The following is a 25,763-nucleotide window of genomic DNA, read 5'->3' on the forward strand; positions in this document are numbered from 1 at the left end:
GCACAAAGCACTTTGCCAAAGATAATGAAACCCAACAAAGCAGATATTTTTTATGACCATAAACTGCAAAGGTGAACTCGTTGACCTAACATCGCCTAAAGTAATGGGCATTCTTAACCTTACCCCAGACTCTTTTTTTGATGGAGGAAAGTATAAGGAGGAACGTTCCATACTTAACCAAGTTGAATATATGCTCGACCATGGCGCCACTTTTATAGACATGGGAGCCTACAGTTCCAGGCCAGGTGCAGAGCATGTTTCCGAAGATGAAGAATTGGCAAGGATGATTCCTGTAATCAATCTTATACTGAAAAAATTTCCAGACACTTTGATCTCCGTGGACACTTTCCGTGGTAAAGTGGCTTCTAAAAGTATAGAACATGGTGCCGCGATGATCAACGATATTTCCGCAGGGAATCTGGATGATGAAATGTTTGCTACTGCCGCGAAGCATCAGGTACCCTATATTATGATGCATATGAAAGGTACACCGCAATCCATGCAGAAAAAAGCCACGTACGACAATCTAATAACTGATCTAAGGTCCTATTTTTCCGAAAAAATACAAAAGGCCACTTCTCAAAAAATTAACGATTTAATTATTGACCCTGGCTTTGGGTTTGCCAAAACTACTGCACAAAATTATACACTCTTAAATCACTTGGATATGTTCCAAACCTTTGGTTTACCCATTTTAGTAGGTTTAAGCAGAAAATCAATGGTATATAAAATGTTGGATGCATCGCCAAAAGAAGCACTGAACGGAACAACGGTCTTACATACTGTCGCTCTTTTAAAAGGCGCAAACATAGTTCGGGCCCACGATGTTAGGGAAGCTTCAGAATGCATTAAACTTGTGGGAGCCTTAAAAGAAAACGCGCTCTAATTTGATGTTCTCTTAATTTTGCTAATTTTACAAAAACACTGCGGTTGGATTTTTTTAATTTTCTCGAATTTAAGGTTACAGATATCATCGACATAGTCCTTGTAGCCGCACTTCTATACTACATTTACAAATTGGTCAAAGGCACAGTAGCTATTAATATCTTTATTGGCATTGTGATTGTATGGGCGCTATGGAAGCTAACCGAACTTCTTCAAATGCAGATGATCAGCAGTATGGTCGGTGGTTTTATGAACATTGGGCTGATTGCCTTAATCATAGTGTTTCAACAGGAAATACGGAAGTTTTTGTTGATGATAGGTTCTACGAATTTTGCCTCCAAACGAAACATTTTCAAACATTTTAAATTTTTAAAGCAGGAGGTCATTTTAACAAGTACCAACGTCGATGCAATAATTGGTGCATGTGAACGTATGGGTACTTCTAAAACAGGTGCCCTAATTGTTATCGAACGAAACAATTCATTGGATTTTGTAAAATCCACTGGTGATGCGATGAACGTAAAGATCAACCAGCCCATTTTAGAAAGTATTTTTTTTAAAAACAGTCCCTTGCATGATGGTGCCATCGTTATTCAGGATAACTATATTACAGCAACTAGAGTAATCTTACCTGTTTCCAACGACCGTAATATTCCGCTTCGTTTTGGATTACGGCATAGAGCGGCCGTAGGCATCACAGAAAAAACCGATGCACTCTGTTTGGTTGTAAGCGAAGAAACAGGGTCCATATCTTTTATTAAAAATGGTGAGTTCGTTCCTTTTAAGGGAACAGAAGAACTGATTAAGCGTATTAAAAAGGATTTGGAACAATGAATTGTAAAAATTGTGACGCAAGACTACGAACAGATTTCCTTTATTGTCCAGCTTGTGGCGCAAAAATGATTCGCAATAGAATTACCTCTAAAAATCTATGGGACGATTTCTTAGAAGGATATTTTAATCTCGACAATACTTTCATAAAGACCTTTATTCATTTGTTCAGCAAACCTGAAGTGGTAATAGAGGGGTACTTGCAAGGTGTCCGTAGAAAATACCTGAATCCCATTAGCTATATTGGAATTGCATTAACCCTTTCTGGTATAGTTGTATTTCTGATGGCAAAGTCCATAGATTTTATGGAGTTTGATATTTTCGAAACAGGTGCCCAAACCGTTTATCAAGAAAAACTGATGGGCTTTATCTTGGACTATCAAGCTTTGATTTTCATGATTTACATCCCTTTAATAGCCATATCCAGCTGGTTATGTTTTGATAAAAAGAAATACAATTTTGCAGAGCGGATCATAATATTCATGTACACTCTTGCCCATTTCAGTCTTTTTAGCTTTATTCCCTCAATTTTAGTACTTCTATTTATTCCAGAACATTATATAAACTATTCATTGGTCGCTTCTCTGGCTATGATCGTTTATGTATCTTACGTTATAATAAGAATATCAAGCTCAAATGGTATTGCTCTAATATCCAGATTGTTCCTGTTCTATTTTATTTTGGCAGTTCTTTATTTATTCACCTCAATATTGACACCTGTCATAATGCTATTGATAGGAGAAATAAGAATTGAAGATTTATTGCCTTCACCACAAAACTGATCAAGCCACTTCCTCCGCCAAGAACTGGGCATTGTAGAGGTCATTATAGTACCCGCCTTTTTCCAAAAGTTCCTTGTGGGTTCCGGTTTCAATGATTTTACCGGCGTCCATTACAATGATCTTATCGGCTTTTTTAATGGTTGCCAAGCGGTGGGCAATAATAATGGAGGTTCTGCCTTCGGTAATCTTGTCCGTAGCCTGTTGAATCAGCTGTTCCGAATAGGTATCCACCGATGAGGTGGCCTCGTCCAAAACCAATATACTTGGATTGCTCACATAAGCTCGCAAAAAGGCAATTAATTGGCGTTGTCCACTCGAAAGCATAGTGCCACGCTCTTTTACATTATATTGATATTCTCCCGGCAGACTTGAAATAAATTCGTGTACACCTATCTGTTTGGCAGCAGCTTCGATTTGCGCTGTGGTAACGGATTCATCACGTAGTGAAATGTTGTTTGCAATGGTATCTGCAAATAGGAAAACATCTTGCAGTACAACGGCAATATGCGAACGGAGTGATTTTAAAGTATAATCATCCAAACACACATCATCCACCAGTATTTTTCCTGAATTGATTTCATAAAATCTATTGAGTAGATTGATAATAGTTGATTTTCCCGCTCCAGTGGCACCTACTATGGCAACCGTTTCTCCCGCATTCACCTTAAATGATATACCATGGAGCACTTCCTCATCCGGCACATAACCAAAATGAACATCTTTAAATTCAATATTTCCTTTAACGGATTGTTTCTCAACTTTTCCATTATCATCAATATGGCTATCTGTGTCCAAAATTTTGAATACACGGTTGGCTGCTACCATACCCATCTGCAGCGTATTAAACTTATCGGCAATCTGACGAAGTGGTCGGAACAACAGATCCATCAAGAAAAAGAAGGCTACAATGGCTCCTTTGTTGTCCAATCCAACATTCTCTATATTCTGAATCACCCCAAAATACACCACCAATCCTATACCTATGGAGTTGGAAATTTCAGCTATTGGGAAAAATATAGAGTTATACCATACCGTTTTCAACCATGCATTTTGGTGCTTTTCATTGATGACACGGAACTTTTCCTTTTCAATTTCCTCACGATTGAAAAGTTGCACGATTTTCATTCCGGCAATTCGTTCCTGTACGAACGAATTAAGGTTGGACACTTGGGCACGCACTTCAACAAAAGCCACTTTCATGGCTTGTTGGAATAAACGGGTTGCAATTAAAATAATAGGCAGGATAGCAAATACAATCAAGGCCAATTTCCAATTGATAATCACCATAATAATTGCTGCGGACAGCATTTTTAAGGCATCGGCAACTATCATAAAAAAGCCTTGACTAAAAATCTCACCAATTCGCTGCATATCCGCAACCGCCCTTGTCACCAGCACACCAATCGAGGAATTATCAAAGTAGGTCATTTTAAAACTGGTCATCTTTTCAAAAAGATTGATTCGGATATCTTTGATTACTGATTCCCCTAAAAGGTTTGCGTAGTAGTTGAACAACAATTGGGTGGTTACCTGACCGAGCAAGAAAGCCATCATAAACAACACATTTTGGAGCAGTTCTCCTGCATCCCGGTTCTCCAAAGATTCGTTTATAATGGTTTTTACCAGTAAGGGTATGCCAATGGCAAATGCTGCAGACAAAATAGCAACTATAGCTACCAACCAAAAAATACCCCTGTAGGGCCTGGTCCGCGAAAAAACCCGCTTGAACAATCTAAAATCAAACGCTTTTCCTATTTCATCTTTTTTGCTCATCAAAAATTTCTTCTGGATATGAAACCTTGGTCAAATATAATCCTTTTGCAGGGACGGAGACTCCTGCCTTACTTCTATCCTTACTGGCAATAACTTTATGGATATCATTGGGAGACATTTTGCCCATACCCACTTCCAATAATGTGCCTACTACGGCACGAACCATATTTCTTAAAAAACGATCTGCTGTGATAGTGAACACCAATTTTTTCTCATCTTTTCTCCAATGGGCTTGCCGCACATCACAATTAAATGTCTTAACATCTGTATTGGATTTTGAAAAACATTCAAAATCGGTGTATTCGGACAGCAAGTTGGCGGATTGGTTCATAGCATCCAATTCCACAGGATGTTTCACAAAATGTGCATAATCAAAAAGAAAAGGGTCCTTTTCCTTTACCAACCAATATTCGTAGGTGCGTTCCAAGGCATCAAACCTTGCATGTGCATCATGCTTAACTTTAGTGATTTTCTGTACGGCTATATCTACCGGCAGAAATGCATTGAGTCTATCTTTCAATTGCACAGAATCTTCGATTTCAACAAAGTCAAAATGTGCAAACATTTCCCTTGCATGCACCCCAGCATCCGTTCTGCCTGCTCCTACAACTTCGACTTTCTGTCGCAATAGTGTGGACAGTGCATTCTGCAATACCTCCTGCACGGTTATGGCGTTGGGTTGTTTCTGCCATCCGTGATATGCTTTCCCGAAATAAGAAAATTGGATAAAATATCTCAATAGAATGCCTTAATTTTAGATCGATAAAGATAATTCAATCCCAATCAACATAAATCCAAGCCTAAGCTTTTAGCATATTTTTAGCGAAATGACCAAAATTCTGTTGCTTTCCGATACCCATGGCCATATGGACAAAACTATTCTAAAATATGCTGCGATGGCTGATGAAATATGGCATGCAGGGGATATTGGAAATCTCTCTGTAACAGATCAATTGGAAGCGTTAAAACCTGTTCGCGGGGTTCACGGAAATATTGATGATCACATTATACAAAAGGAATTCCCGGAAAACAATCGATTTATGTGCGAGGGTGTGGACGTTTGGATAACGCACATTGGTGGCTATCCAAACAGATATAATGTAAAAATCAGGGAGGAAATAAAGAGCAATCCACCCAAACTTTTTATTTGTGGACATTCCCATATTTTAAAAGTTATGCACGACAAAAAACTCAATCTGCTGCACATGAACCCAGGGGCGTGTGGCAAGCATGGTTTTCACCAAATACGGACCATGCTTCGTTTTTCGATAAACGGGGATAAAATCACTGACCTTGAAGTTATTGAATTAGGAAAAAGATAATTATGAAAAACTGTTTGATTGTATTGGCAATCCTTTTAGGATCATGTACTTCTTCCAAGAAGGACGATGCCACCAACCAACCAGAACAAAGCACTGTATCATTATATGTATTGGGTACTGTGCAAGATGGAGGAAGTCCCCATATAGGGTGCCAAAAATCTTGTTGTGCGGAATTGTTCCATAATCCCGAACCAAATCGCAAAGTGGTATCATTGGGGGTGATTGACCACACAAACAATAGGAGCTATCTTTTTGAAGCCACACCCGACATGACTTCCCAGCTAAAACTATTGAAAGAGCATGCACAAAACACGAATGAAACACCTAATGGTATTTTCCTCACACACGCCCATATTGGTCATTATACAGGTTTGATGTATTTTGGAAGAGAGGCCTTTGGAGGGAAAAACATTCCTATTTATGCTATGCCCGGAATGAAATTGTTCTTGGAAACTAATGGACCATGGGAACAACTTGTTCGTTTAAACAATATTGCAATCCAGCCACTGCAAAATGAAGTAAAAACAACGCTTACCCCAAACCTCACCGTAGTTCCATTTAAGGTACCGCATAGGGATGAGTATTCAGAAACTGTTGGCTATAAAATCATTGGACCGAACAAATCAGCACTATTTATACCCGATATCGACAAATGGTCCAAATGGGAAAAAGATATTGTAAAAGAAATCCAAACGGTTGATTTCGCATTCTTGGATGCCACATTTTTTGATGGGCCTGAAATCAATACCAGAGATATTGGTGAAATCCCTCATCCTTTTGTAGTAGAAAGCATGGAACTTTTTGAAAATCTTTCAAAAGTTGACAAATCCAAGATTCATTTTATACACTTTAATCATACAAATGCGCTTTTGAACAAAAAAAGCAGTAAGTATCAAGAAGTTCTGTCAAAAGGATTTAACATCGCAGAATTTAACGAGCGGTTTAGCTTATAAATTTAAAAGTAAAAACCCCGGCCAAAGCCGGGGTTTTTTCGCACTAATACTACTAAGATGTTAGGTTCAACGTAAGCGATCAACAGATTTTACAAGATCTTCATCCTTTTTGATAGCCCTGTTGGCCAGGACCAGAAAAACGATAGAAAATACAGGAATCAGCATCCCAATACCCTTCTCAGAAACTCCAGTTCCTCCGGATAAGCTTAGTGATCGATAAACGAAAAATCCTAGTAAAAAAAGGTTCAATATCATATTCAATCTGTTTACCACAAATTGATTTTGTCTTTTTTTGTACATAACTATTGAAATTACGGCGAGTACAGTTACCACATAAAATGCAAGGCTCAATACAACTTGGTCTTGAGCAAATACCTCCTTGCCACCTACCTCTACCCATAAATTCAGAAAAAATGGAAGCACACCCGAAATAAGGCCCACCAACAATAAAAAAAACGTCTGTATTCGCTGAATCATTGTGCAAATCAATTTCGAAAAGCAAAAATAGGTGTCTTTTTGAGAAATTAAGCCTTATTCTTGAAAAATAATTCGTAATATTGTCCAGTTATTATAAAGTACCTACCTTGGAATCCTTTAATCCAGTAGCATCCAAATAACTTTACTTCATATTTAGAATCACACAAGTTTAACTTATTTCAATACTTAATGTTCGAGATTTCAGATCTAAAAGCTAAAAAGCTTCCTGAGTTGCAAGAAATTGCAAAGGGTCTTAATGTTCCCAAATTCAAATCATTAAAAAAATTAGACCTAGTATACCAAATTTTGGATCTTCAGGCTTCCAATCCAAAAGCCGTTGCAGAAACGGTTGCGGAAACCACAGACGAAAAGCCTGCGCCAAAACCCAGAAAAGCTAGAACCCCACGTCCAAAAGCTACGGAGACAAAAAGTGCCGACACTGATACTCCTAAAAAAGCACCTCAAAAAAGGGAGCCCAGAAGCAAAAAAGAGGACAACAAACCGCAAGGAAAACCTCAAAAAAGGGAGAGCAAGCCACAAGACAACAAGTCTCAAGATAATAGGCCCCACAGCAACACCCCTCAAAAGAACCAAAATAACAGGAGAAACCCTCAGCACAACAAACCAACCCACGATAAAAAGAACAACAATTTTGACAAGGACCTAAGAAACAGGTACAAAGAACCTGAATATGAGTTCGATAGCATTATTGCAAGTGAAGGCGTGTTGGATATTATGCAAGATGGTTACGGTTTCTTAAGATCTTCCGATTACAACTATCTTTCATCTCCCGACGATATTTACGTTTCCCAATCGCAAATAAGACTGTTCGGGCTTAAATCCGGTGACACTATTTTGGGTAATATTAGACCTCCTAAAGAAGGTGAAAAATATTTTCCTTTAATTAAAGTGAACAAGATTAATGGATTGGACCCACAAGTGGTTCGAGATAGGGTAGCTTTTGAACACCTTACGCCATTATTTCCAAAGGAAAAATTCAAATTAGCAGAAAAGCAAAGCACTATTTCCACAAGAATCATGGACCTGTTCTGCCCCATCGGGAAAGGACAAAGAGGAATGATTGTTTCTCAGCCCAAAACGGGAAAGACCATGTTGTTGAAGGATATTGCCAACGCTATTGCAGCAAACCATCCGGAGGTTTATCAAATAATTTTGTTGATCGACGAAAGACCTGAAGAAGTTACCGACATGCAACGCAATGTGCGTGGCGAGGTTGTAGCTTCAACTTTTGATAAAGAGGCCACCGAGCATGTAAGAGTAGCCAATATAGTTCTGGAAAAGGCAAAACGTTTGGTGGAATGTGGTCATGATGTTGTAATCCTTTTGGATTCCATTACCCGATTGGCCCGTGCCTACAATACGGTTCAGCCTGCATCCGGTAAAGTACTGAGTGGTGGTGTAGATGCCAACGCACTGCACAAGCCAAAACGTTTTTTTGGTGCCGCACGTAATATTGAAAATGGTGGATCTCTTTCCATTATCGCTACTGCCTTAACAGAAACTGGTTCAAAAATGGACGAAGTTATCTTTGAAGAATTCAAGGGTACCGGTAACATGGAACTACAGTTGGACAGAAGAATATCCAATAGAAGGATTTTCCCTGCCATCGACCTTATTTCCAGCTCTACGCGAAGAGATGATCTTTTGCTGGACGAAAACACCATTCAACGTATGTGGATCATGCGCAAATATCTTGCTGATATGAATCCAGTCGAAGCTATGGAGTTTATGGATCAACGGATAAAGCAGTCAAAGAACAACGAAGAGTTTTTACTTACCATGAGTCAGTAAGTTAGCTGTTTTCTTATACTATGAGTCGTCCTAAAATAGGTTGACAGTTCTTAAATAATTAAAATTAAACCAGAGGAGCTAGCTTCTCTGGTTTTTTGTTGTGTATAAAGTTATATAACCCAGTCATTTTTTTGCTATCTTAAAAGGAATTCAATTCTTAACTATTCCCGCACATGCAAAAAATTAATGTAAAGCCAGGTGCCAAACTTGTGGACTACAAAGCGTATGGATCCCTTTATTCTTCTGTTCTGGATTTTTTGGAACAAGCCCAAGAGCCGGTTGAAAACCTAAAAGGACGAACTATCTGGATGATCAACTCTACAGCTATAGGTGGAGGTGTAGCAGAAATGCTTCCAAGCCAAATGCGTATTTTACGAGAACTAGACATCTCCATAGAATGGTTGGTCATCGAAGCAAAAAAAGAAGCCTTTTTTAATTTAACCAAACGTATCCACAATGCCATACATGGAAGTGGCAATGGGATTTTTACTGAGGATGATCGTAAAATTTATGAAGAAGTCAATCGAAATAACCTTCCAAAAGCACTGGAACTCATAAATGATGGTGATATCGTAGTGGTCCACGACCCACAGCCAATGCCTTTGGCCGCCATGATCAAAAAAGAAAAAAAGGTTTCCATTATTTGGAGATGCCATATTGGTTTGGAGGATGATACCGACGTTACCAATGCCGTTTGGGAATTTTTGGAGCCATACACAAAGGATTACGACCATTTTGTGTTTAGCTTACCCGCCTATGTCCCAAAATCATTACAAAAAAGGACATCCATTATTCCACCGGCCATTGACCCTCTAAGCCACAAAAATCGTGAGCTCCAACTACATAAATGCATTGGAATCCTATATCAATCCGGTATTTTGGACGACCATAAGGCCATTCTTTACAATCGCTATAACCATTTGGTCAGAAAAGTTATGCCCGATGGTTCTTTTGATGTATTGGATGCTGGAGAAAATCTAGATTTAATCTACCGTCCTATAGTGACGGAAATCTCTCGATGGGACAGACTTAAAGGTTTTAAGGAACTGATGGAGGCCTTTATAAAAATGAAATTGGACAACCGGAAAAATGGTGATCCAGAAAGTCTTGAGTACAAAAGAATAGAAATGACACTTCTCGTTTTAGGGGGGCCAGACCCCGCCTTTGTATCTGATGACCCAGAAGGTAAGGAAGTTTTAAAAGAACTGGTAAAAACATATATGGAAATTGACCGGCACCTCCAAAATGACATTGCTATTTTATTACTGCCGCTAGATAATCCGAAAGAGAATGCCCTGATTGTAAATGCGCTTCAACGAACATCGAGCATTATTGTGCAAAATTCCATCCAAGAAGGGTTTGGGCTAACGGCCACAGAGGCCATGTGGAAAAGAAAGCCTGTATTAGTCTCCAATGCTGCCGGGCTTAAATTTCAGGCTATCCATAATAAAACTGGACAAATAAACCCAGACCCAACAGATATAGAAAGTTTATCCAAAACCTTGGTATATATGCTCAACCATCCCAAGGAAAGGGACAAATGGGGGTTTAACGGTCAGTTAAGGGTTATACAGAACTTTACACTTTTTAGCCAATTGATCTCTTGGCTCGAAGTCCTATCAAAGAATAAAATTTAACGTTATAAATAAAGGCCCTATAAATAGGGCCTTTATTACAAAAAGTATTTTATAATATATTATTCTTCTGTAGCAGAAGCAATTTTATTCTTTAATGAATCAAACATGACTGGCGTTGCAATAAATACGGATGAATACGTACCAACAACAACCCCAACGATCATTGCAAACATAAATCCTCTTAAACTTTCACCTCCAAATATGAAGATTGACAGCAACACAATCAATGTAGTAAGCGAGGTGTTCAATGTTCGGCTCAAAGTACTGTTCAATGCCAAATTGATATGCTCTCCACCTTTCCAACCTTTTAGTCCAGTAACTTCACGAATACGGTCGAATACTACCACAGTATCGTTCAGGGAATAACCTATTACCGTAAGAATAGCTGCTATAAAAGCTTGGTCTATTTCCATATTGAAAGGCATTACACTTCCTGTTAAAGAGAAAATACCCAACACGATCATAACATCGTGGAAAACCGCAACTACTGCACCCAATGAGAACTGCCATTTTCTAAAACGCAATAAAATGTATAAGAATACCACGGCCAATGAACCTATAATCGCCAAGAAAGCGTTTTTCTTAATATCATCTGCAATGGTAGGCCCTACTTTTACAGATTGTAATATACCTATTGTTTTATCCGAGGCACCAACAGTAAACTCTTCAAAAGTTGTTCCATCCGGCAGATAATTTTGCAACGTAGTATACAGTTTATTTTGTATTTCAGTATCTACTTCCACACTTTCCTCGTCAACCTTATAAGGAGTCGTCACCTTAATTTGATTAGCGTCTCCAAAAGTTTTTACATTAGTTCCACTACCAAAAACAGTATTTAATTCAGAAGCAATTTCCGATGGACTAACAGCTTTCTCAAAGCGTATCTGGAAGGAACGTCCTCCAATAAAATCAACTCCTTGTTGCAGCCCATTGGTAAACAACGAGAACATACTGATTGATACCAAGATTATAGAGACAATGTATGCTATTTTACGCTTGGATAAGAAATCGATATTCAAATTAGTAAACAAGTTCTTTGTAATTGCTGTACTGAAATCCAATCGACGTCCTTTTTTACTGGTATAGGCTTCAATCATAAGCCTGGCCACAAAAATTGCAGTAAACAGAGATGTTACAATACCAATCATCAACGTAGTGGCAAAACCTTTGATTGGCCCTGAGCCAAATACAAATAAAATGATTGCCGTTAATCCTGTGGTAATGTTGGCATCCAAAATCGAGGACAAAGCGTTTCCAAAACCATCTGCAATGGCCTGTGCTTTTCCTTTTCCACGAGCCAACTCTTCTTTAACCCTTTCAAAAATAAGTACATTGGCATCTACCGACATACCAATTGTCAATACAATACCTGCAATACCGGGCAGTGTTAATACAGCTCCCAAGCTGGTCAAAACTCCAAAAATCAAAAGAATATTGAATACCAGTGCAATGTCTGCAAAAACCCCTGCTCTCCCATAATAGAAGATCATCCAAACAAGTACAAAAGACATAGCGATCATAAAGGACATAAATCCACTATCGATAGCCTCTTGCCCCAATGATGGGCCAACCACTTCCGATTGAATTATATCTGCCGATGCGGGTAATTTACCTGCACGCAACACATTGGCAATATCCTTGGTTTCATTTACGGTAAACGTACCAGTAATCTCGGAACGTCCTCCAGAAATAGGACCTGAGGAAACTCCAGGTGCTGTATATACTTTATTATCCAGAACAATGGCTATTCCCGTTTGGTTACTATAGGCATCTCCTGTCAATTCTTCCCATTCTTTTGCACCACGAGTGTTCATCGTCATGCTAACGGCCGGTTTGTTAAATTGATCGAAGGTATCCTGTGCATCGGAGACCACGTCACCACTAATTCTTGGAGTACCTTCTCTATTTGATTTTAATGCATATAAATCAACTATCTCCATATCTTGGGACGGTCTTTCCCAAAGAAATTTGGTAAACTGAATGTCGTTTGGCAATAATCGTTTGATTTCCGGCATTCTCAAATAACTGCCAATTTCGGCAGTATCAGAAACCATGGCCCGCGCAATAGCATGGCTACCGGGATCGGCTGGAATCAATTTGCCTAAAATCGGATTGGTTTCAAGTGTCATATCCAATGAGTCTTGGGCAACATCGGAAAGCAAGGAGTCAATTTCTGATTCTGGTTTAGACACTTCTTCTTCGGACACTTCCGGTTCCAATATCACTTTTAAACGCTCGTTGGCGTTTACCAAAAAGGTTCCAATGCTTTGGTTGCTCTGAGGATATGTTTCCCAAAATTCCAATTGTGCCGTACTGGACAAAAGTTCTTGGGCACGTGCAATATCCCTGGCTCCTGGAAGTTCCACTAATATCCTACCAGAATTTCCTTCTCTTTGTATATTGGGCTGAGTTACACCAAAACCATCGATACGTTCTCTGAGAACTTCAAATGCAGAAACTATAGATTCATCAATTTTTCTTCTGATAATAGGTTTTACCTCATCATCCGTCATTTGAAAATTGATATCGTCACTAAGACCTTTATTGGCAAAAATATCTGGTGATGCCAGTTGGGTATCTCCCTTAATATTGTCAAATGCATCAAAGAACAACTCCAAATAAGTGTCATCACTATTTGTTGATGCTACATCGGCATCGGCCAAAGCCTTGTTGAAAATGGGATTTTTGGTATTATCGGCCAATCCTTTCAAGATGTCCTTTACGGAAATCTGCAAGGTAACATTGATACCTCCTTTAAGGTCCAATCCTTTATTCAACTCTTTTGTCTTGGCATCGTCATAACTTGTGAAACCCAAAACAGTGTTATCACTAATGGAGTCCAAATACGATGCTTCTAAAGCTTCACGCTTTGCAACATAATCTTCTTCAGCTTCTGAAATTTGGCTAACTGCGTACGCTTTAGCATCTTTCTCCAATTTACTTGTAATAAAAGTAAAGGATAATTGATAGATGCTCACCAAGCCAAAAAGGATTGCGAAAAGCCTTATAAGTCCTTTATTCTGCATTGATTGTTAATTTTATAGAAGTTTTCTTAAACAGCGTGCAAATATATCATTTCCCATAAGATTTGACAATAGAAATTGATGTAATTGCAATTCCACTTGACCGTTACGCTGTTAAAATGAAAATGTCATTCCGAATAAACTTAAAAATCCCCATTCAAACGAATGGACAATTCCTTGTTAGTTACATCCGAAATGACATTTTAGTTGGTTACTGTTTATTAGAGCTTAAATCTCTAACAATCCGTTGGTTTTTTTAACACCAGCTGCACTTTCCTGCATTTTGGCTTTTTCAGCATCTGACAATTCTATGTCAACAATTTTCTCGATTCCGTTCTTACCTAAGATTACCGGCACTCCGATACATATATCGTCCAAATCATACTCTCCTTCCAAAAGGGCTGAACATGGGAACATTTTCTTTTGGTCGCAAGCAATAGCCTGAACTAAACCAGAAACGGCCGCTCCGGGAGCATACCAAGCACTGGTTCCCAACAAACCTGTTAAGGTAGCTCCACCTACTTTGGTTTCTTCCACTACCCATTGCATTTTGTCATCTGACAAAAATTCGGATACCTTAATACTATTCCTGGTTGCATGTCCTATTAACGGAACCATACCTTTATCGCTGTGCCCACCAATCACCATACCATCAACGTCAGATATTGGGGCCTCCAAAGCTTGTGCTAATCTATACTTAAAGCGAGCACTGTCCAACGCTCCACCCATACCAATGATTTTGTTCTTTGGCAATCCTGTAGCCTTGTGCACCAAATAGGTCATGGTATCCATAGGATTGCTCACCACAATAATGGTAACGTTCGGTGAATGTTCTAAAAGGCTGGTTGCTACAGTTTTTACAATACCTGCATTGATTCCTATCAATTCTTCGCGTGTCATACCTGGTTTACGCGGTATACCAGATGTTATCACAGCGATATCACTATTGGCGGTTTTACTATAATCGCTAGTGCTTCCTGATATTTTGGTGTCAAAACCGTTCAAGGAGGCTGTTTGCATTAAATCCATGGCTTTACCTTCGGCATAACCTTCTTTGATATCCAATAAAACAACTTCTGACGCAAAATTTTTCATTGCTATGTATTCAGCACAGCTTGCTCCAACTGCGCCTGCTCCAACTACGGTAACTTTCATCTGATTAAATTTAAATTTTAGTTGTCAAAAATACGGTATTTGACTCAAAAAAATGCTGACTTTTGGCAGTTTTAGTGGCCTAATCTATCAAAATGGCACAGTTAATATTCAATTACCAATAATGCCAAAATGTATTTTCATCGGAATTAAAAATAAAAAGCAAAGATTTTAAGTTTTTTATGCAATAGATTCCTACAAACTTACGTTCTAATAATCCCAAAATCATTTTAACCTACTTGACCTATGAAAAAGCTCTTTTCATTGTTGTCTATTGTTGGCATTATAGCCATAAGCAACTGTACGCGTGTACCCGATAATCATGACCCTGTATTGGGCATCTGGGCTAAAACCGAATCCTCCGGTATTCTAGACAAAGGAACAAATCCCACTCGTGAGGAATGGGTATTCAACGATGTTTACCTTGGCAGGTACCAGCGCTATTCCAATTCCAAATTAATTTTTTATACCGATTTTAAATGGTCCGAAGAAAACGGAACCTATTCTATTATATATGGTGACCCACAAGTAAACGACATCACCGTTAGCTTGGAAAGCGCCAAAGAACCTGAAGTATTAACCTTGGAGAATGGCTCGGTCTTCGCCACCAGGGAATGACCAGAAGACTACATATATGAAAATAGGAGGCCCCGGAAACGGGGCCTTCTTTATTATTGGTTGGATAGCTTGATTCTTTTTCTACCTAAATCCAAAGTTAACACCAAAAGTGAAAGTACTGAATTCTGAAATATTATATTCTGCATTAAGCCTAAAGAAGCCCAATTTCAATTTTGTACCCAAATTAGCGGAAACCCCACTTGCATTTTTTGAAACGGAGAACGGATCTACCACTGTCTCCGAAAAGAATGGTCCGTTGGCTTCGTAGGTACCGAGCATATCTATATTGGATTTACCTGTGATGTACCCAACACCTCCATAAAAGTTAATAATAGGAATATTTTTTGTGGATACCACCGCACTAAAGTTCCATGTTTTGAAAGATGCTTCTATACGTTGATCACTACCATCAATAGTAGATGATTCCGTGAAATCATAATCACCGTTCAAATTGGTATACCCAATTACCGCCGAAATCGCAACTGGCAATAACTTATCGGCAGGCAACATCTTTGTGAAATCATATTGTAGTCCTGCTCCAAAAAGTTGGATTTTAGCGTCGTCATCAAATTTAATCTTAGGTAAAAATCGAGCTTTTACTTCCAATCCCTTGATCAATCCTACACTCGCCTGAATGTAACCAGATGGTATAAAGTTCAGGTTTTCGGCAGATAAACCGGTTGGGAGTTCAAATTCTTCACGAAACAAACCACTTTCATCCTCAACAAATACATTCACTCCTTCAATATCACCTAAGGCTGTGGCTACATTTCTTGCCTGACCTGGATTGTTCACAAAATCCAAGTTTTTATAATCTGCAGGATCAAGTAAGAATGCTTTTTTATCCTCTTTGTTTTTAAACCCGGTCATATTTCCGATAATGGAAATTTCAAATCCACCCAAGGGTTTGGCGTCTGCCGTATTGTACCATCCATTGGACATACTATAGATTATACCCTCGGAAACAGGCGACAAGTAAGAATTTGCAAATTGTTCGGCATCTTCTACACCCGACACCAAGATATCGTTCAGGTCTTGGGCTTTTCCCACGGTCACAAAAACCAGAGCGAAACCTAAAATTACTTTTTTCATAATATTGAAGTTTTGCCCAAAACTAAAAAACTCGCCCTTGTGGGACGAGTTTTTGTTGTGAAATGCGCTATATCTATACATCTATATTCGCATAGACGGCATTTTTCTCTATAAATTCACGTCTTGGAGGTACCTCGTCCCCCATTAACATAGAGAATATACGGTCTGATTCGGTTGCATTGTCTATGGTAACTTGTCGCAATGTTCTAAACTCAGGATTCATAGTGGTATCCCAAAGTTGCTCTGCATTCATCTCCCCAAGACCTTTATAACGCTGTATGCTTACCCCTCCATTCATCTCACTCATAATAGCATCCCGTTCCTTATCGTTCCATGCATATCGCTTTTTAGCACCTTTTTTCACTAAATACAATGGTGGCGTTGCAATATAAACGTGTCCTCCTTCTATCAATTCTCTCATATAACGGAAGAAAAAAGTCAGGATCAATGTTTCGATATGGCTACCATCAACATCCGCATCACACATGATGACTACTTTATGGTAACGCAATTTATCGAGGTTCAAGGCCTTGCTATCTTCCTCGGTACCTATGGTAACACCTAAAGCGGTGTAAATATTCTTGATTTCTTCGTTTTCAAAAACCTTATGCTGCATGGCCTTCTCAACATTAAGAATTTTACCTCTCAACGGAAGAATGGCTTGGAAGTTCCTATCCCTTCCCTGTTTGGCCGTTCCCCCTGCAGAATCTCCCTCTACCAAGAAAACCTCACATTTTGTAGGATCTTGTTCGGAACAATCGGAAAGTTTGCCGGGCAGCCCACCTACGCTCATTGGGTTTTTACGCTGAACCATTTCACGGGCCTTTGCAGCAGCATGCCTTGCCTGTGCGGCAAGTTTTACTTTTTCCACAATTTGCTTAGCATCATCCGGATTTTCCTCCAAATAATTGGTAAGCATTTCAGATACGGACTGGCTCACTGCACTAGTCACCTCTCTGTTTCCTAATTTGGTCTTGGTCTGACCCTCAAATTGAGGTTCTGCAACTTTTACGGAAACTATGGCTGTTAATCCCTCACGAAAATCATCTCCTGATATTTCGAATTTCAACTTGTCCAACATGCCCGAATTATCGGCATATTTCTTCAAGGTAGAAGTTAATCCTCTTCTAAAGCCAGAAAGATGAGTACCTCCCTCATGCGTGTTAATATTGTTCACATAAGAATGAAGGTTTTCAGTATACCCTGTATTGTAGACCATCGCCACCTCAACAGGTATACCGTTCTTTTCCCCCTCCATGGATATTACATTCTGAATCAAAGGTTCACGGGTACCGTCCAAGAATTTGATAAATTCCTTTAGACCTTCTTTTGAATGAAATGTTTCGGAAATAAATTCTCCTTTTTCGTCCTTGTTTCGCTTATCCGTAAGAGTTATGGTAATCCCCTTGTTCAAATAGGAAAGCTCACGCATTCTATTGGAAAGGGTTTCGTAACTATATTCGATTGTTTGGGTAAAAATGGTAGTATCCGGAACAAAGGTTACTATGGTTCCCCTTTCATCACTTTCACCTACGCTTTTAACTGGGTAAAGGCTTTTACCTCTTTCATATTCCTGCTCCCAAATTTTCCCATCTCTATAAACGGTAGCTTTTAAATGGGATGACAAAGCATTCACACAAGATACACCTACTCCGTGCAGTCCACCTGAAACCTTATAGGAATCCTTATCGAACTTACCTCCTGCCCCAATCTTGGTCATAACAACCTCCAAAGCAGAAACTCCTTCTTTCTTATGAAGGTCCACAGGAATACCCCTACCGTTGTCCTGGGTGGTAATTGAGTTATCTTCATTGATGACCACATCTATACGATCACAATGGCCGGCCATGGCCTCATCAATGGAGTTGTCCACTACTTCGTACACCAAATGGTGCAATCCTCTGACCCCTACATCTCCAATATACATGGAAGGTCTCATACGCACGTGCTCCATCCCTTCGAGGGCCTGGATACTATCCGCGGAGTATTGTTTCTTGTTAGCTTCTTCGCTCATATATTTTTAAGTGTTTGTCTCAAATATTCAAATCCTACAAATATAATCAATACCCCATGGAAACAGCCCCAAAGAGCCTATCCAAGAGCTTAAGTTATCAACAAATCCTGTGGAAAACAGCATGTTATTTAAAGTCCCCCTTAACACGGTATTAAAGAATTAAAAAGCCCCTTGGATAAGGGGCTTTTCGGACTAATTAAAAAATGAAACATTAAAAATTTACTGCTTCATATCGTTTGGTTGGTTAAATCGGGGGTTATTTCATATATGCATCGGTATGAACCTTAGCCACAGCCCTACCAGATGGGTCGTTCATATTCTTAAACGCTTCATCCCATTCCAAGGCAATCTTGGTACTACAAGCTACCGATGGCTCCTGAGGAACACACAATGCCGCTGCATCTGACGGGAAATGGCTTTCAAAAATTGAACGGTAATAATATTCTTCTTTCGATGTTGGTGTCTGAATCGGAAACTTAAAGTGGGCATTTTCCAATTGCTCATCACTAACTTCTTCTTCCACCATAGATTTCAAGGTATCTATCCAGCTATAGCCCACTCCATCGGAAAATTGTTCTTTCTGTCTCCAAACCACACTTTCTGGCAAATAATCTTCAAAGGCTTTACGCACCACCCATTTTTCCATACGCTCCCCATTGATCATCTTATCTTTTGGGTTAATGCTCATTGCCACATCCATAAACTCCTTATCCAAGAAAGGAACCCTACCTTCAATACCCCATGCAGCCAAAGACTTATTGGCTCTTAGGCAATCGTACATATGAAGTTTATCCAGTTTCCTTACGGTCTCCTCATGAAATTCTTTTGGACTTGGCGCTTTATGAAAATATAGGTAGCCACCAAAAAGCTCATCTGCCCCTTCACCGGAAAGTACCATCTTGATTCCCATGGATTTTATAACTCTCGCCATAAGATACATAGGCGTAGAGGCCCTGATAGTGGTAATATCGTAGGTTTCCAAGTTATAGATAACATCTTTGATGGCATCCAAACCTTCTTGGATGGTAAATTGTATCTCATGATGCACTGTACCGATGTGGTCTGCAACCTTTTGCGCAGCGATCAAATCGGGAGAGCCTTCCAGCCCAACAGAAAAAGAGTGCAATTGTGGCCACCAAGCATCCGTGGTATCTCCGGACTCAATTCGTTTTTGAGAATATTTTTTAGCTATTGCAGATGTCACTGAAGAATCCAACCCGCCAGAAAGTAGAACGCCATAGGGCACATCTGACATTAGCTGACGATGTACTGCAGCTTCCAATGCATCTTTAATTTTTTCTATACTTGTTTCATTATCCTTTACCGCATCGTATTCCATCCAATCACGTTTGTACCATTGTACGAACTCACCATCAGAACTGTGCATATAGTGTCCTGGAGGAAAAAGTTGAATTTTGGAACAGGTACCCTCAAGTGCTTTCAATTCAGAAGCTACGTAAAAAGTTCCATTTTTATCCCAGCCTATGTACAATGGAATAATTCCCATATGGTCTCGGGCGATGAAATATTCATCTTTCTCCGAATCGTAAATGGCAAAACCGAAAATTCCATTCATTTCGTCAACAAAATCAGGTCCTTTCTCTTGATATAGAGCCAAAATAACCTCGCAGTCGGATTGTGTTTGGAAATCATATGTGCCATTAAATTGTTTTCTTAACTCCTGATGATTGTAGATTTCACCATTGGCAGCTAAAACCAATTTACCATCAGCGCTTAACAAGGGCTGCTTTCCAGAAGCTGGATCAACAATGGCCAATCTCTCGTGAGCTAAAATGGCTTTATCGTCAGAGTAAATTCCACTCCAATCTGGCCCGCGATGTCTTACTTTTTTCGACATCTCCAACAATTGGGGCCTAAGTACCTCTGTACTTTCTTTCACATCAAATGCGCAAACAATACCACACATAAAAAACAGATTTAATAACAATTTCAAAACAAAAGTCCGTATAAAGATTATAATACAAAAGTATAAATGTGTTTTTAATAACATTTACAAACAATTATTTTACATATAACCAATATATGTAAGTATTTTATCTGTTTTAATCTTTAATTCGAATGCATTGTAAGGTTGCTTAATTTTCTCGTCTGTATATTTGAACAACATTTTATTAAATTATCTTTAAAGAACTTAAATCACAATCATGAAAAAATTAACATTATTACTTTTAGTGTTTGCCACCAGCTTGGTTTTTAGCACAGAAGCAACGGCGCAAAAGTTTAATGGACTAGATAAGAGTCCTGCGGACATCGCTTACTACCCTGCAAGCTCAAAAGAAACCGACAAGGCGGCACGTGTAATCTATAGCCGTCCGCAGCTTAAGGGACGTAGCTTGGCTGAACTTGCCCCAGCTGGCAAAGTATGGAGAACTGGAGCTAACGAGACTACAGAAATTACATTTTACAAGGATGCAAAGATTGGTGGCAAAACCATCAAAGCTGGCTCCTACTCGCTTTTCACGATTCCTAGTGAAAACGAATGGACAGTAATTATGAATAGTAACTTACACCAATGGGGAGCTTACTCCTACGATAGCAACGGAGATATGGTACGCGCTACTGCCACTGTTTCTACGGATAGTGAAGCATTGGAAGCATTTTCCATTGCGTTTGATGACGATGGAAACATGGTTTTGGGTTGGGGAACTACAAGAGTAACCTTACCTATCAGCTATTAAAAAAATCACTTTTTATAGAATGAAAGCCCCTAATTGGGGCTTTTTTTATTTTTTGTTTTACCAAAATGCAGAGCTGCAAATCTTCATTATTTTTTCTGTACACCCCCCAAGAAAACATGCTCTGCCGATAGATTGGGGATATCTTCAACGGGCATGGTCATAATATCATCGCTCAAAATCACAAAATCCGCAAATTTACCAGGCTCAATACTTCCTTTTTCATCTTCTTCAAAATTGGAATAGGCCGCCCATATCGTCATCCCCTTCAAGGTTTCCTCCCTGCTCAGGGCATTTTCCATTTGAAAACCTCCTTCGGGATATTGTTCCACATCTTGACGGGCCACAGCAGCATAGAACGTCAAAAATGGATTCACTTGTTCTACTGGGAAGTCTGTACCCAAAGCCACCATTCCAGCTTTGTCCAACAAATCTTTATATGCATAAGCGCCTTTAACACGTTCTTCACCCAATCTATCCTCTGCCCAGTACATATCGCTTGTGGCGTGGGTAGGCTGAATGGATGGGATAATACCATTTTCAAAATAATCAAAATCGGATTGTGAAATTATCTGCGCATGTTCTACCTTCCATCTAGGGTCTGTTTTACCTTCCAAGACTTTTTCGTAGGCACGGAGCACTACAATATTGGCAGAATCCCCTATGGCATGAGTGTTCATTTGATAGTCTGACGCTGCAATTCGTTCCGCTAGGGCCTCAATCTGGTCCACCGGGGTCACCATCGCCCCAAAATGGTCTGGCTTATCTGAGTAGGGGGCCCTCAAAGCCGCTCCTCTTGAACCCAAAGCCCCGTCTCCATATACTTTTACGGAACGAACGTTCAATCCTTCCGTTTTAATGATTCCCTTGTTCAAAAAGTAATCCAAGTTCTCGGGATAACTGGACACCATGGCATACACCCTAATGGATAACTCCCCAACTTGTTGCAGGCTATCAATCAATTCGATTACTTCCCTGGACAAACCGGCATCGTTTACGGTGGTCAATCCGTAATCCAAAGAAATCTTCTCCGCATCTTTAAGCGCCTGTATTGCCTGTTCCAAACTACCTGGTGGCATTACCCGGTAAACCAAATCCATAGGATTGTCCACCAGAACACCGGTAAGCTCACCATTTTCCTTTACGATTTCACCTCCTTCTGTTTCCGTATCGATAGTAATGTCTGCCAAATCCAATGCTTTTTGGTTGACAAGTAACGCATGGCCATCAATACGCACCAAGGCAACGGGAGTATCTGGAAAAAGTTCATCCAATTTGTCCTTGGTAGGGAATTCCTTGACTTCCCAATCATTCTGATCCCATCCACGGCCCAAAATAAACTCTGATGGGCGTTCCTTTTGAAAGGTGGCCACTCTTTCCAATATTTCTTCAAAACTTTCCGTGCCGACCAAATCCACAACTTGTTGATTTTGTCCCAACCCATAAAAATGACAATGGGCATCTATAAGGCCCGGCACAATGGTCTTGCCCCCAGCATCCAATTGTTCTTCGGCACTATATTTTTTGGAAATTTCCTCGGAATCACCAACAGCAACAAATTTTCCATCTTTGATGGCTAGGCTGGACGCTTTTGAAAAATCATCGTCCACGGTATAGATGTTGGCATTGGTGACAATAAAATCCACCTCTTCTTTAGTTTGGCAAGAACAAACTAGAAGGGCGGTAGCAATTAAAAGAAAGGTTTTCATTTTTAATGGTTTACATCAAAAATAGAAAAAGCATTGACATGTTTATGGATTTTCATCCTCAAACTTCGTCATTACAAATTCAACCCTACGATTCTTTCTTCGGGCTTCATCCGTTAGAGTGGTATCCAACGGTCTACTGTCCCCAAGACCTTTGGAAGTAATTCTTTGTTTATCCAACCCCAAATCAATCAAATATTGTGTTACGACACCAGCTCTTTCACGAGAAAGCAGATCGTTGTACTCATTGGAACCCAAATCATCTGTATGCCCACTAATAGCAACTTTCAAATCTGGATTTTGTTTTAAATATTCATACACATCGCGAAGACTTTGCTCCGCTTTGGGTTGTAAATCGAACCGATCAAAATTAAAATTCACATGGTCCAACACATAAATTTCATTGGTTTTATATTCTGGCCCCAGATAGGTCAATGAAATATCGTCCAAATAATAATAAGCATACCCTTCCCCCTTTTTGGTCGTTTTAACACTCAAATAGTTAGTACCCACATTACTTTTAAAATTACCTAAAATAAGGTGTTGTTCAAAACCTTTGGCCACCATATCAAAACTCAGTTCCATCCAATTTTGTTTATCCTGGTAATATCCTGAAACCGGAAACTGTTTAATAGGTGTGGTTCGAGTTGAAACCGCCATTAACTCTCGCTGGGACAATGTTCTTTTGGTATGTACAGAAAGTGGTTTTTCCGAAAAGACAGTTCCCATATCCATTACTGCACCGTCCGATTTTTCGGAAAGACTTAAAAATAAGGTCAATCGATATCGACTTCCTTTTTCCAATGTTTCTTTTAATGGCACCTGAATATATTCACGATAGTTTTGAGGCGCATATAGGTAAAGTCCTGCATAGGCTGCACCTTCATAAGGTTCTTGCTTGCCTTTAAAATTCATGGGGACTCCTAATTTAGTTCGGCTGCACTCGTTAAAATAATCGGTTGTACCCAATGTTGGAGCGCTCCAATGCTCAGCATCTTTGTTTAAATTACTCATTTTAACCGGACATGTAACAAAATCTTCAAATCCCCCATTCTTTACCAAGTTCTGGCCGAAAGAAGATGAAACAGCTAGCAAAAGCAATATGTATTGAAATCTTACTCTCATGATTTCCAATTAATTTGGAAGGTCAACCTACGTGAAATCAGCAGATTGACAGAAAGTAATGAACGGTATATTTGCTATTTTATTGCGTATTATCCTACAAACTAGAAGTCAAATTTATAGGAAACACCTGCTAACGCTTGGAAACCTTGCACTCTAAAATTAGCCCAACGTTGGTAGTTGTTGTTGGCTATATTGGAAGCTTTCACAAAAATAGAGAGTTGTTCATTAAACCTGTACCCCACATGTGCGTTGGCGTCAAAAAAAGCATCTAGAGTTATAGGGGCATATGAAATTGTCGGTGGCACACTGCTTGTCACAGCAACAGATGTCAACGCATCTCTTTCACCAACATAAAATAGGTTTGCTCCCATATACCATTGATCCGTTATTTGGTAATCCATAAACAAAGACCCTTTAATGGATGGCAGGTTCCATGCCGGATTATCCGTTTCGGTATCGTAATCATAAAATTCCGCGTTCACACCCAACGAAAAGTTACGGTTGACATCCACATTGATTTCACCAAACACACCCAATGTCTTTACATCATCATAAAAAACCTGAAAGGAATTGCCGTAATAATAACTCTTTTCATCAGTTCTTGTAGTATTGGAAATGTTTTGGTAGAACAAGGGCTTACGGTTTTCCGCCATATAGGACCCTTTAAAATTATAACCCACATTGGACGTCAACTGTCCTTTTAAACCTAAATACCCTTCATATTGCTGGTCCGTCGGAACAATATCCAATGTTGGCGAAACGTATGGGTTCTCACCTACAAAATCATGATAGGAATTTTGTTTCAAATCACCTTCTATTCCTCCATAGGCAATCACATTTTCATCCATAACACGGTACGATGCGGTTACAGCTGGATAAATATAAAAGTTGTTCTCGCTGTTTTCCATATCAAGTCCATAAACAATATTGGCGCCCAAGTTCAAGGTTAGGTCGTCCCGTAAAATCAAAAGACTGGGTGTTACTCCAGCTTGCAGGTTGCTATAATTTTTATCTCCATCGTTTTCCAATGCTGTAATTGTTCCATTTTTAAAATTACCGCCGACATAATCAACCTTAGCGGATATCGTTATCAATTCTTCGGTAACAGGCAGTTCAAAAGTTGGGTTGATCACCGCCCGGTTCTCAGCAGATTTTGTTGCATCCCAAAAGCGTCTCAACAAAACACTACTACTCTTAAAATAGGAATCCTCCATATTGAAATGTGCTTTGGCCTCCGCATTGAAATAATTTTGCTGCTCATCCATGGCATTGATTTGTTCTTCAGTAAACATATCGCTCTGTATCCCATACCAATTGTATAGTTGATGCTGTAAACCAATGTCTGCGCCCCAATCCATATAGCGGTCTTTTTTGGCATAGGATGCTTTTAACTTGGTATTATAAAAGTCTGTTTCCAACGGTGTGGAATCCAAATCGCCACGGGAAGAATTATGTGTTAGGCCGAAATCCAGCAAATCTTCTCCTCTATTAAATTCCCTGCTCGTATAAAAATCAACCAAAGCATTGTTATAATTCCCCAACCCAACCGATGCATATGAATTGTACAAGGTGGGTGGCGGTGTTTTTTCAACTCCCGAAGCCTTGCCCTTTGCCGGGGTAAATGTTGAAGCTACGGGAACAGAAAATATACTGTAATTGATTTTCTTTTTTTGAAGTACAATGGAATCGTTTAAGCTCGGTGAGGATTTAATTTTAAAGGCATCCGAAACGGTAGGGGAATACGGTTTTACCACCGTCACCGTTTCTGTACCAATGTTATCTTCTTCTTGGGCGATAACCATACCACAAAGGCTCAAAAAAAGTAATGAAAATATATAATAAGTTCTCTTCTGCATGCTGTGTCT

General features: G+C 39.4%; 20 protein-coding genes. 9 read left to right on the forward strand and 11 right to left on the reverse strand.

Annotated elements, in window-relative coordinates:
• The first annotated feature begins 52 nt into the window (after positions 1-52).
• From folP to MWU56_RS06920, 3 genes are read left to right on the forward strand one after another with little or no spacing between them, the layout of a single operon-like run.
• Complete coding sequence (folP, locus tag MWU56_RS06910) at positions 53-886, forward strand: dihydropteroate synthase (RefSeq protein ID WP_247043242.1); 834 nt, start codon at positions 53-55, stop codon at positions 884-886.
• A 44-nt stretch (positions 887-930) separates the two neighbouring features.
• Positions 931-1,719 carry a diadenylate cyclase CdaA gene (gene cdaA / locus MWU56_RS06915; RefSeq protein WP_247043244.1) on the forward strand — a complete coding sequence of 263 codons (789 nt, stop codon included), beginning with the start codon at positions 931-933 and terminating at the stop codon, positions 1,717-1,719.
• On the forward strand, positions 1,716-2,498 hold the full coding sequence (locus tag MWU56_RS06920) for a DUF3667 domain-containing protein (protein WP_247043246.1): 783 nt from the start codon (positions 1,716-1,718) through the stop codon (positions 2,496-2,498). Before cdaA ends, MWU56_RS06920 begins: the two co-directional genes overlap by 4 nt.
• Here MWU56_RS06920 and MWU56_RS06925 read toward each other — a convergent pair whose 3' ends face one another.
• The gene (locus MWU56_RS06925) at positions 2,499-4,271 is read right to left on the reverse strand and encodes an ABC transporter ATP-binding protein (protein WP_247043247.1); all 1,773 of its coding nucleotides are present in this window, start codon (positions 4,269-4,271) and stop codon (positions 2,499-2,501) included. It abuts the gene before it with no gap.
• Positions 4,255-5,010: a tRNA pseudouridine(38-40) synthase TruA gene (gene truA, locus MWU56_RS06930; protein ID WP_247043248.1), complete on the reverse strand. Its 756-nt coding sequence runs from the start codon at positions 5,008-5,010 to the stop codon at positions 4,255-4,257. The genes MWU56_RS06925 and truA overlap by 17 nt, the downstream gene beginning before the upstream one ends.
• Positions 5,011-5,098: 88 nt before the next feature.
• Here truA and MWU56_RS06935 point away from each other — a divergent pair, with 88 nt between their 5' ends.
• Together MWU56_RS06935 and MWU56_RS06940 are read left to right on the forward strand one after the other, a co-directional pair.
• Positions 5,099-5,593, forward strand: a complete 495-nt coding sequence (locus MWU56_RS06935) for a metallophosphoesterase family protein (protein WP_247043249.1) — start codon at positions 5,099-5,101, stop codon at positions 5,591-5,593.
• Positions 5,594-5,595: 2 nt separating this feature from the next.
• Positions 5,596-6,546, forward strand: a complete 951-nt coding sequence (locus tag MWU56_RS06940; RefSeq protein WP_247043250.1) for an MBL fold metallo-hydrolase — start codon at positions 5,596-5,598, stop codon at positions 6,544-6,546.
• Between the two features lie 66 nt (positions 6,547-6,612).
• Here the strand turns inward: MWU56_RS06940 and MWU56_RS06945 are convergent, their stop codons facing one another.
• On the reverse strand, positions 6,613-7,023 hold the full coding sequence (locus MWU56_RS06945; protein WP_247043251.1) for a DUF4293 domain-containing protein: 411 nt from the start codon (positions 7,021-7,023) through the stop codon (positions 6,613-6,615).
• Between the two features lie 189 nt (positions 7,024-7,212).
• On the opposite strand from MWU56_RS06945, the gene rho reads away from it, so the two are divergent.
• Positions 7,213-8,835 (forward strand): transcription termination factor Rho, encoded by a 1,623-nt coding sequence (rho, locus tag MWU56_RS06950; RefSeq protein ID WP_247043252.1) that lies wholly within the window; start codon positions 7,213-7,215, stop codon positions 8,833-8,835.
• Positions 8,836-9,008: 173 nt separating this feature from the next.
• A complete protein-coding gene (locus tag MWU56_RS06955) occupies positions 9,009-10,472 on the forward strand; it encodes a glycosyltransferase (RefSeq protein WP_247043254.1) in 1,464 nt (487 codons plus the stop codon).
• Positions 10,473-10,531: 59 nt separating this feature from the next.
• Here the strand turns inward: MWU56_RS06955 and secDF are convergent, their stop codons facing one another.
• Both secDF and MWU56_RS06965 read right to left on the reverse strand, forming a co-directional pair.
• Positions 10,532-13,498: a protein translocase subunit SecDF gene (gene secDF / locus MWU56_RS06960; RefSeq protein WP_247043256.1), complete on the reverse strand. Its 2,967-nt coding sequence runs from the start codon at positions 13,496-13,498 to the stop codon at positions 10,532-10,534.
• Between the two features lie 225 nt (positions 13,499-13,723).
• Positions 13,724-14,650 carry a malate dehydrogenase gene (locus MWU56_RS06965; RefSeq protein WP_247043258.1) on the reverse strand — a complete coding sequence of 309 codons (927 nt, stop codon included), beginning with the start codon at positions 14,648-14,650 and terminating at the stop codon, positions 13,724-13,726.
• A gap of 243 nt (positions 14,651-14,893) precedes the next feature.
• Between MWU56_RS06965 and MWU56_RS06970 the strand changes: the two genes are divergently transcribed.
• Complete coding sequence (locus tag MWU56_RS06970) at positions 14,894-15,265, forward strand: hypothetical protein (RefSeq protein WP_247043260.1); 372 nt, start codon at positions 14,894-14,896, stop codon at positions 15,263-15,265.
• A gap of 81 nt (positions 15,266-15,346) precedes the next feature.
• Here MWU56_RS06970 and MWU56_RS06975 read toward each other — a convergent pair whose 3' ends face one another.
• From MWU56_RS06975 to asnB, 3 genes are all read right to left on the reverse strand, one after another.
• Entirely contained in the window at positions 15,347-16,357 is a 1,011-nt protein-coding gene (locus tag MWU56_RS06975; protein ID WP_247043262.1) for a DUF6588 family protein, read from the reverse strand.
• Between the two features lie 73 nt (positions 16,358-16,430).
• Positions 16,431-18,371, reverse strand: a complete 1,941-nt coding sequence (gene gyrB / locus MWU56_RS06980; RefSeq protein WP_247043264.1) for a DNA topoisomerase (ATP-hydrolyzing) subunit B — start codon at positions 18,369-18,371, stop codon at positions 16,431-16,433.
• Between the two features lie 256 nt (positions 18,372-18,627).
• The gene (asnB, locus tag MWU56_RS06985; protein ID WP_247043265.1) at positions 18,628-20,298 is read right to left on the reverse strand and encodes an asparagine synthase B; all 1,671 of its coding nucleotides are present in this window, start codon (positions 20,296-20,298) and stop codon (positions 18,628-18,630) included.
• A gap of 238 nt (positions 20,299-20,536) precedes the next feature.
• Between asnB and MWU56_RS06990 the strand changes: the two genes are divergently transcribed.
• Positions 20,537-21,070 carry a DUF2911 domain-containing protein gene (locus tag MWU56_RS06990; RefSeq protein ID WP_247043266.1) on the forward strand — a complete coding sequence of 178 codons (534 nt, stop codon included), beginning with the start codon at positions 20,537-20,539 and terminating at the stop codon, positions 21,068-21,070.
• Between the two features lie 86 nt (positions 21,071-21,156).
• On the opposite strand, the gene MWU56_RS06995 is transcribed toward MWU56_RS06990, so the two are convergent.
• From MWU56_RS06995 to MWU56_RS07005, 3 genes are all read right to left on the reverse strand, one after another.
• Positions 21,157-22,776, reverse strand: a complete 1,620-nt coding sequence (locus tag MWU56_RS06995; RefSeq protein ID WP_247043268.1) for an amidohydrolase — start codon at positions 22,774-22,776, stop codon at positions 21,157-21,159.
• A gap of 42 nt (positions 22,777-22,818) precedes the next feature.
• Positions 22,819-23,898 (reverse strand): OmpA family protein, encoded by a 1,080-nt coding sequence (locus MWU56_RS07000; protein WP_247043269.1) that lies wholly within the window; start codon positions 23,896-23,898, stop codon positions 22,819-22,821.
• A 101-nt stretch (positions 23,899-23,999) separates the two neighbouring features.
• Positions 24,000-25,754 carry a TonB-dependent receptor gene (locus MWU56_RS07005; RefSeq protein ID WP_247043271.1) on the reverse strand — a complete coding sequence of 585 codons (1,755 nt, stop codon included), beginning with the start codon at positions 25,752-25,754 and terminating at the stop codon, positions 24,000-24,002.
• Positions 25,755-25,763 lie beyond the last annotated feature (9 nt).

The organism is Allomuricauda sp. F6463D (genome assembly GCF_023015965.1).
In the GTDB taxonomy this organism is placed as follows: Bacteria; Bacteroidota; Bacteroidia; order Flavobacteriales; family Flavobacteriaceae; genus Flagellimonas.

Bases quoted from the DNA above. Each gene is read 5' to 3' on its own strand.
- folP (WP_247043242.1), top strand. From the start codon at position 53: ATGACCATAAACTGCAAAGGTGAACTCGTTGACCTAACATCGCCTAAA.
- MWU56_RS06920 (WP_247043246.1), top strand. From the start codon at position 1,716: ATGAATTGTAAAAATTGTGACGCAAGACTACGAACAGATTTCCTTTAT.
- MWU56_RS06925 (WP_247043247.1), bottom strand. From the start codon at position 4,271: ATGAGCAAAAAAGATGAAATAGGAAAAGCGTTTGATTTTAGATTGTTC.
- MWU56_RS06935 (WP_247043249.1), top strand. From the start codon at position 5,099: ATGACCAAAATTCTGTTGCTTTCCGATACCCATGGCCATATGGACAAA.
- MWU56_RS06940 (WP_247043250.1), top strand. From the start codon at position 5,596: ATGAAAAACTGTTTGATTGTATTGGCAATCCTTTTAGGATCATGTACT.
- MWU56_RS06945 (WP_247043251.1), bottom strand. From the start codon at position 7,023: ATGATTCAGCGAATACAGACGTTTTTTTTATTGTTGGTGGGCCTTATT.
- rho (WP_247043252.1), top strand. From the start codon at position 7,213: ATGTTCGAGATTTCAGATCTAAAAGCTAAAAAGCTTCCTGAGTTGCAA.
- MWU56_RS06955 (WP_247043254.1), top strand. From the start codon at position 9,009: ATGCAAAAAATTAATGTAAAGCCAGGTGCCAAACTTGTGGACTACAAA.
- secDF (WP_247043256.1), bottom strand. From the start codon at position 13,498: ATGCAGAATAAAGGACTTATAAGGCTTTTCGCAATCCTTTTTGGCTTG.
- MWU56_RS06965 (WP_247043258.1), bottom strand. From the start codon at position 14,650: ATGAAAGTTACCGTAGTTGGAGCAGGCGCAGTTGGAGCAAGCTGTGCT.
- MWU56_RS06970 (WP_247043260.1), top strand. From the start codon at position 14,894: ATGAAAAAGCTCTTTTCATTGTTGTCTATTGTTGGCATTATAGCCATA.
- MWU56_RS06975 (WP_247043262.1), bottom strand. From the start codon at position 16,357: ATGAAAAAAGTAATTTTAGGTTTCGCTCTGGTTTTTGTGACCGTGGGA.
- gyrB (WP_247043264.1), bottom strand. From the start codon at position 18,371: ATGAGCGAAGAAGCTAACAAGAAACAATACTCCGCGGATAGTATCCAG.
- asnB (WP_247043265.1), bottom strand. From the start codon at position 20,298: ATGTGTGGTATTGTTTGCGCATTTGATGTGAAAGAAAGTACAGAGGTA.
- MWU56_RS06990 (WP_247043266.1), top strand. From the start codon at position 20,537: ATGAAAAAATTAACATTATTACTTTTAGTGTTTGCCACCAGCTTGGTT.
- MWU56_RS06995 (WP_247043268.1), bottom strand. From the start codon at position 22,776: ATGAAAACCTTTCTTTTAATTGCTACCGCCCTTCTAGTTTGTTCTTGC.
- MWU56_RS07000 (WP_247043269.1), bottom strand. From the start codon at position 23,898: ATGAGAGTAAGATTTCAATACATATTGCTTTTGCTAGCTGTTTCATCT.
- MWU56_RS07005 (WP_247043271.1), bottom strand. From the start codon at position 25,754: ATGCAGAAGAGAACTTATTATATATTTTCATTACTTTTTTTGAGCCTT.